The following is a 6,370-nucleotide window of genomic DNA, read 5'->3' as shown; positions in this document are numbered from 1 at the left end:
CCTTCCTGTGGGTGAAGCTGCCCGGCGAGGCCGACGGCTGCATCGCCAGCGCAGGCCAGTTCGTCCCGCAGCGCGCCTACGAACTGGCCCAGGCCCCCCCCGATGAAACGGGCCGCCCCTGCTCGGGACGGCCCGTTCGATCACCTGCTGTTGCGACGGCCTGTTCGACCGCGGCAAGCCACTCCACCACTGAACGGGGCGGCCATGCGATCACCTCGTGGCGACGGCCTGTTCGGCCGCAGCGAGCCACCCCCACCACTGAACGAGGTGGCCCGGGCGATCACCTCGTGGCGACGGCCTGTTCGGCTGCGGCGAGCCACTCCCGCCACTGGGCGGCCTGGGCCTCGGCCTGCTCGGCGCGGCGCTTGTCGCCTGCGGCGCGGGCCTTGGCGGCCTGGGCCTCGAACTGCTCCACCCGCTCGCGGAACTGCGCGGCCCGTGCCTCGGCCTCCGGGTCGGTGCGCCGCCACTGGGCGTCGGCGGCGTTGCGCACCTTCTCCTCGACCGCGCGCAGTCTGCCCTCCAGCTCGCGGATGCGCTCGCGCGGGACCTTGCCGATCTCCTCCCAGCGCTCCTGGATGCGGTGCAGCTGCGCGCGCGCCGCCTCCAGGTCGCCCTGCGGGTTGATCTTCTCGGCCTCGGCCAGCAGCTCCTCCTTGCGGCGGGCGTTCTCGGCGAACTCGGCGTCGCGCTCGTCGAACACCGCCGAGCGGCGGGAGAAGAACTTGTCCTGCGCCGCCCGGAACCGCTGCCAGAGCGCGTCGTCGGCGTCCTTCGGCGCGCGGCCTGCCGCCTTCCACTCCACCATCAGGTCCTTGAACCGACCCGCCGTCGGACCCCAGTCGTCCGACTCCGACAGCGCCTCGGCCTCCTCGACCAGCTCCTGCTTGCGCGCCTTCGCCGTCGACCGCTGCCGGTCCAGGTCGGCGAAGTGCGAGCCGCGGCGGCGGGAGAAGGTGTCGCGGGCCTTGGCGAAGCGCCGCCACAGCTGCTCGTCGGTCTTGCGGTCGACGCCCTTGATCGTCTTCCACTCGTCCAGGATCGCCCGCAGCCGGTCGCCTGCGGCCTTCCACTGCGTGGACTCCTCGGCGATCTGCTCGGCCTCGGCCACCAGCTCCTGCTTGCGCGCCACCGCCTGCCCGCGCGCGGCGTCCCGCGCCGCCTTTGCGTGCTCGACAGCAACACCCGCGCGCGCGATCAGGTAGTCGATGCGCGCCGCGAGCCCGGCCAGATCCCCGACCACGTGCGCGTCGGCCAGGCTGTCCTTGAGGTGCTTGGCCGAGGTCGCCGCCTGCTTCGGGTCGCCCGAGCCCGACGCCAGCCGGGCCGCGAGCAGCTCGACCTCGGTGCGGATGTCGTCGAAGCGGCGGGCGAAGTGCGCCAGCCCCTCCTCGGGCTCCCCCGCCTGCCACGACCCCACCGCGCGCTCACCGTCAGCGGTGGTGACGTACACCGTGCCGTCGGCATCCACCCGACCCCACTTGCTCGGGTTGTCGGAAGCGGCGGCCGCGGGCGGAACCTCGTCACCGGGAGCCGCGGGCGGGTGCACGACAGCGGCCACGACATCCGGCGCGGGCACGGCGCCCGCATCCTCGGGCTGCGCCTCGGCCTCGGCGGGTTCGGCGGGTGCTGCGGGCTCGGCGGTGGCCGTGACGACGGCGGCCGGGCTGGCGGGCGCCTGGGCTTCGCTGGCGGCCACCGGATCGGCCGCGGTGGTCTGACCGCGCTCCGTCACGGCCTGGGCGTTGTCCTGCTCGTCGGTCATGTGGCCGGCTCCTCCCGCCTGCGTTGCCCGCGGTCGTCGCGGGCGCCCCGCTCGCGCGGGGCCCAGCACTGTGCGTGCGGCCGGTGCCGGCCGCTGTCCTGCGCGCATTCAAACAGGTCAGCAGCCACCTGGGTATCCCGAGGGCCGCACTCGTAGCAATGGTGCCGCAAACTCCGCGCCACGTGGGGTGGGAACGCCCAGAATGTGCGGCGGACGTACGCTTCGGCCGTGATCTCGCGCGTCGCGGTCCTGCCGCATCCGCCGCTGCTGGTGCCCGAGCTGCTCGGCGGCGGCGACGCCGAGGCCGCCGGGGTCCGCGCCGCGTGCCTGGCCGTCGCGCGCGAGCTGGCCGCCGCGTCCCCCCGCTGGATCGCCGTGGGCGCGGGCCGCACCCCGGCCACCGGGGTGGGCACCTTCCGCGGCTACGGCGTCGACGTGCGCGTCACGCTCGGCGACGGGGACGGGGAGCCCGACCCCGCCTGGCCGCTGCCCGCGCTGGTCGCGGGCTGGCTGCGCGAGCACGCCGGGGCCGAGCGCGTCGACCTGCGCCTGGTCGACCCGGACCTGGACCAGGAGTCCTGCGCCGAGCTGGGCAGCGACCTGGCGATGGAGGAGGCGGCGCTGCTGGTGCTCGGCGACGGCTCGCACCGCCACGGCGACCGCGCCGTGGGCCGCCCGGACGAGCGCGCAGGCGAGTTCGACGCCCGCATCGGGCAGGCCTTCGCCACCGTCGACACCGGCGCGCTGCGCGCCATCGACCCGGTGCTGGCCGACGAGCTCGGCGTGGCGGGCCGCGCGCCCTGGCAGGTCCTCGCGGGCTTCATCGACGCCGACGGCCGCGACTGGCGCGCCGCGCACGCCACGACGCTCATCCCCTTCGGCGTGGCCTACCACCTGGCGATCTGGGAGCCCGCGTGATCGCCGTGGTCGGCCCGACCGCCACCGGCAAGTCCGACCTGGGCGTCGCCATCGCCGAGCGCGTGGACGGCGAGGTGGTCAACGCCGACGCCATGCAGCTCTACCGCGGCATGGACATCGGCACCGCCAAGATCACCCCCGCCGAGCGCCGCGGCGTCCCGCACCACCAGCTCGACGTCCTCGACGTGCGCGAGACCGCCTCGGTGGCCGCCTACCAGCGCCACGCCCGCGCCGACGTCGAGGCCATCCGGGCCAGGGGCCGCACGCCCGTGCTGGTCGGCGGCTCCGGGCTCTACGTGCAGGCCGTGCTGGACGACCTCGACTTCCCCGGGACCGACCCCGACCTGCGCGCACGGCTGGAGGGTGAGCTGGCCGAGGTCGGCGCCGCCGCCCTGCACCAGCGCCTCACCGGCCTCGACCCGGTCGCCGCGGCCGCGATCCTGCCCAGCAACGGCAGGCGGATCGTCCGCGCGCTGGAGGTCATCGAGCTGACCGGCCGCCCGTTCTCGGCGACCATGCCCCGCCCGGGCCCGCCACGCTACGGGGCCGTCATCGTCGGCATCGACCGCGACCCGGACGAGCTGGACGCGCGGGTGGACGCCCGCGTCGAGCGCATGTTCGCCGCGGGCTTGGTGGACGAGGTGCGCGCGCTGGAGGCCCGCGGCCTGCGTGAAGGCCGGACCGCCTCCCGCGCGCTGGGCTACCAGCAGGTCCTGGCCGCCCTCGACACCGGCGACTTCGCGGCGGCCGCGGCCGAAACCGCCCGCGCGACCCGCCGCTTCGTCCGCCGACAGCGCTCGTGGTTCCGCAGGGACAAGCGCGTCACCTGGCTCGACGCCGCCCGCCCCGACCTGCTCGACGCGGCCCTCGCCGCCGTAGGCTGGTGACATGCCCATCCCGTTCCGCAAGGGCCACGGCACGCAGAACGACTTCGTGCTGCTGCCCGACCCCGACGGCGACCTCGACCTCACCGCCGCCCGGGTGCAGGCGCTCTGCGACCGCCGCCGCGGCATCGGCGCGGACGGGGTGCTGCGGGTCGTGCGGAGCAAGGCGGTGCCCGACGCCGACCTCGACGGCGACACCTGGTTCATGGACTACCGCAACGCCGACGGCTCCATCGCCGAGATGTGCGGCAACGGGGTGCGCGTCTTCGCCCGCCACCTGGTCGAGCACGGCCTGGTCGACGGCGCGGAGTTCCCCGTCGGCACGCGGGCAGGCGTGCGGATGGCGACCGTGCACCCTGACGGGGACGTCACCGTCGACATGGGCCGGGTCCGGCTGCTGGGCGCCTCGACGGCCGTGGTCGACGGCCGCGCGCTCACCGGCACCGGCGTCGACGTGGGCAACCCCCACCTGGTCTGCGCCACCGACGACCTCGACGCGCTCGACCTCACCACCCAGCCCGGCTTCGACGCCGGGGTCTTCCCGCACGGGGTGAACATCGAGTTCATCACCCCCGCGGGCGGGACCGAGATCCGCATGCGGGTGCACGAGCGCGGCGTCGGCGAGACCCGCTCCTGTGGCACCGGCACCGTCGCCGCGGCCGCCGCCGCGCTGCGCGAAGCCGGTCTCGGCGAGGGCGAGGTGACCGTCCACATCCCCGGCGGCACCGTCCGCGTCGGCATCACCGGCGACGCGGCCACCCTCACCGGCCCCGCCGAGTTCGTCGCCGACGGCGTGCTCAGCGACGGCTGGTGGTCACGGCACTAGCGGGCGCGACCAGGCGGTCTTGAACCACAGGGTGGCCAGCACGACCATCGCCACCTCGCTGATCACCAGGCCGATGCCCGGCCCGGGCGAGTTCAGCCCGGCCGAGGACTGCCGGGTCCAGATGGCCAGCAGGCCGTCGACGGAGGCGAACCAGCCGCCAAGGGCGCAGACCCAGGTCAGCGCCCACAGCCGGGTCGTCAGCGCCAGCGCGGAGGCCAGCACGCCGAACAGCAGCGAGGTCGCGGCGAAGAGCCGGGGCACCATGCCCGCCTTGCCCGCGGCGTCGCCCGCGCCCAGCAGAACCTCCCAGCCGGGGGCCGAGCCCATCCACGGCAGCAGGTAGCCGACCATCAGGGCGAAGACGGCCACGGCCAGCACGACCGCGCGCCCGCCCAGCTCGACCCGGCGGGACGCCCGCCGCTCGACCTCGTCCACCTCCGCGCGCAGCGCGTCGTCGTCGGTGCTCATCGGACTGCGCATCCGCTCTCCGCCGGGGTCGGGGGCGGCGCGCCGAAGCCGGGCAGGCCGAGGCCGACGCCGCTGGTCTTCGGCCGCAGCCCGGCCTCGTGGTTGTCGCCTGCCCGGGTGCGCCGGTGCGAGACCAGCGGCCCGTCGGCGACCAGGTGGTGGGGCGCGGCGTAGGTGACGACCGCCTCCACGACGTCGCCGGGGCGCACGCCGTCCGCGGGGGTGAAGTGGACCAGCCGGTTGTCCCGGGCGCGCCCGCTCATCCGCCGGGTGTCGGCGTCCTTGCGGCCCTCGCCGGTGGCCACCAGCAGCTCGACGGTCTTGCCGACGACCTGCTTGTTCAGCTCCCAGGAGATGCTGTCCTGCAGCTCGACCAGCCGCTCGTAGCGCTCCTGCACGACCTGCTTGGGCACCTGGTCGGCCAGCTCGGCCGCGGGCGTGCCGGGCCGCTTGGAGTACTGGAAGGTGAACGCCCCGGAGAACCGGGCCTGCCGCACGACCTCCAGCGTCGCCTCGAAGTCGGCGTCGGTCTCGCCGGGGAAGCCCACGATGATGTCGGTGGTGATGGCCGCGTCCGGCATGGCCTCGCGGACCTTCTCCAGGATCGACAGGTAGCGCGCCGACCGGTAGGAGCGGCGCATGCGGCGCAGGACGTCGTCGGAGCCGGACTGCAGCGGCATGTGCAGCTGGTGGCAGACGTTGGGGGTCTCGGCCATCGCGGCGATGACGTCGTCGGTGAAGTCCTTCGGGTGCGGGGAGGTGAACCGGACCCGCTCCAGGCCCTCGACGCCGCCGCAGGCGCGCAGCAGCTTGCCGAAGGCGTAGCGGTCGCCGAACTCCACGCCGTAGGAGTTGACGTTCTGCCCGAGCAGCGTCACCTCCAGCACGCCCTCGGCGGCCAGCGCCTGCACCTCGGCCAGCACGTCGCCGGGGCGGCGGTCCTTCTCCCGCCCGCGCAGCGACGGGACGATGCAGAAGGTGCACGTGTTGTTGCAGCCCACCGAGATCGACACCCAGCCGGCGTACGCCGAGTCGCGGCGGGCGGGCAGCGTGGAGGGGAAGGTCTCCAGCGACTCCAGGATCTCCACCTCGGCGCGGCGGTTGTGCCGGGCGCGGTCGAGCAGCACCGGCAGCGAGCCGATGTTGTGGGTGCCGAACACCACGTCGACCCAGGGGGCGCGGCGGACGATCTCGCCGCGGTCCTTCTGCGCGAGGCAGCCGCCCACGGCGATCTGCATGCCCGGGTTCGCGGTCTTCACCGGCGCCAGGTGCCCGAGGTTGCCGTAGAGCTTGTTGTCGGCGTTCTCCCGCACCGCGCAGGTGTTGAACACGACGACGTCGGCGACCTGGCCGGGCCCGGCCGCCACGTAGCCCGCGTCCTCCAGCAGCCCGGACAGCCGCTCGGAGTCGTGGACGTTCATCTGACACCCGAAGGTGCGAACTTCATAGGTGCGCATCTCGGTGCCTGAGCCTACGCGCGTCCCGCGGCGGGCGTCCCCAGGGCCACCC

At 74.9% G+C, this 6,370-nt stretch carries 6 protein-coding genes; 3 read left to right on the top strand and 3 right to left on the bottom strand.

The annotated features are described in order from the left end of the window. Positions 1–280: 280 nt before the first annotated feature. On the bottom strand, positions 281–1,765 hold the full coding sequence (locus ACWEPX_RS15410; protein ID WP_451897796.1) for a DUF349 domain-containing protein: 1,485 nt from the start codon (positions 1,763–1,765) through the stop codon (positions 281–283). Between the two features lie 228 nt (positions 1,766–1,993). Here ACWEPX_RS15410 and ACWEPX_RS15405 point away from each other — a divergent pair, with 228 nt between their 5' ends. The 3 genes from ACWEPX_RS15405 to dapF are packed head-to-tail and all read left to right on the top strand — an operon-like array spanning position 1,994 to position 4,393. Further along, positions 1,994–2,683 carry a hypothetical protein gene (locus ACWEPX_RS15405; RefSeq protein WP_451897795.1) on the top strand — a complete coding sequence of 230 codons (690 nt, stop codon included), beginning with the start codon at positions 1,994–1,996 and terminating at the stop codon, positions 2,681–2,683. Beyond that, positions 2,680–3,570, top strand: a complete 891-nt coding sequence (gene miaA, locus ACWEPX_RS15400; RefSeq protein ID WP_451897794.1) for a tRNA (adenosine(37)-N6)-dimethylallyltransferase MiaA — start codon at positions 2,680–2,682, stop codon at positions 3,568–3,570. The genes ACWEPX_RS15405 and miaA overlap by 4 nt, the downstream gene beginning before the upstream one ends. Position 3,571: 1 nt before the next feature. Further along, positions 3,572–4,393, top strand: coding sequence for a diaminopimelate epimerase (gene dapF, locus ACWEPX_RS15395; protein ID WP_451897793.1), 822 nt, complete (start codon positions 3,572–3,574; stop codon positions 4,391–4,393). Here the strand turns inward: dapF and ACWEPX_RS15390 are convergent. Further along, positions 4,382–4,873, bottom strand: a complete 492-nt coding sequence (locus ACWEPX_RS15390) for an Rv2732c family membrane protein (protein ID WP_451897792.1) — start codon at positions 4,871–4,873, stop codon at positions 4,382–4,384. The two genes, dapF and ACWEPX_RS15390, sit on opposite strands and share 12 nt — an antisense overlap. Beyond that, positions 4,858–6,318 carry a tRNA (N6-isopentenyl adenosine(37)-C2)-methylthiotransferase MiaB gene (gene miaB, locus ACWEPX_RS15385; protein WP_451897791.1) on the bottom strand — a complete coding sequence of 487 codons (1,461 nt, stop codon included), beginning with the start codon at positions 6,316–6,318 and terminating at the stop codon, positions 4,858–4,860. Before miaB ends, ACWEPX_RS15390 begins: the two co-directional genes overlap by 16 nt. Positions 6,319–6,370 lie beyond the last annotated feature (52 nt).

It is taken from the genome of Actinokineospora sp. NPDC004072 (assembly GCF_053604195.1).
Note: the sequence above shows the minus strand (reverse complement) of the source record. Positions and strands in the feature narration are given on the sequence as shown.

What these genes read in the sequence shown, in the direction of transcription:
- ACWEPX_RS15410 (WP_451897796.1), bottom strand. Translation starts at nt 1,765, where the DNA reads ATGACCGACGAGCAGGACAACGCCCAGGCCGTGACGGAGCGCGGTCAG.
- dapF (WP_451897793.1), top strand. Translation starts at nt 3,572, where the DNA reads ATGCCCATCCCGTTCCGCAAGGGCCACGGCACGCAGAACGACTTCGTG.
- ACWEPX_RS15390 (WP_451897792.1), bottom strand. Translation starts at nt 4,873, where the DNA reads ATGCGCAGTCCGATGAGCACCGACGACGACGCGCTGCGCGCGGAGGTG.
- miaB (WP_451897791.1), bottom strand. Translation starts at nt 6,318, where the DNA reads ATGCGCACCTATGAAGTTCGCACCTTCGGGTGTCAGATGAACGTCCAC.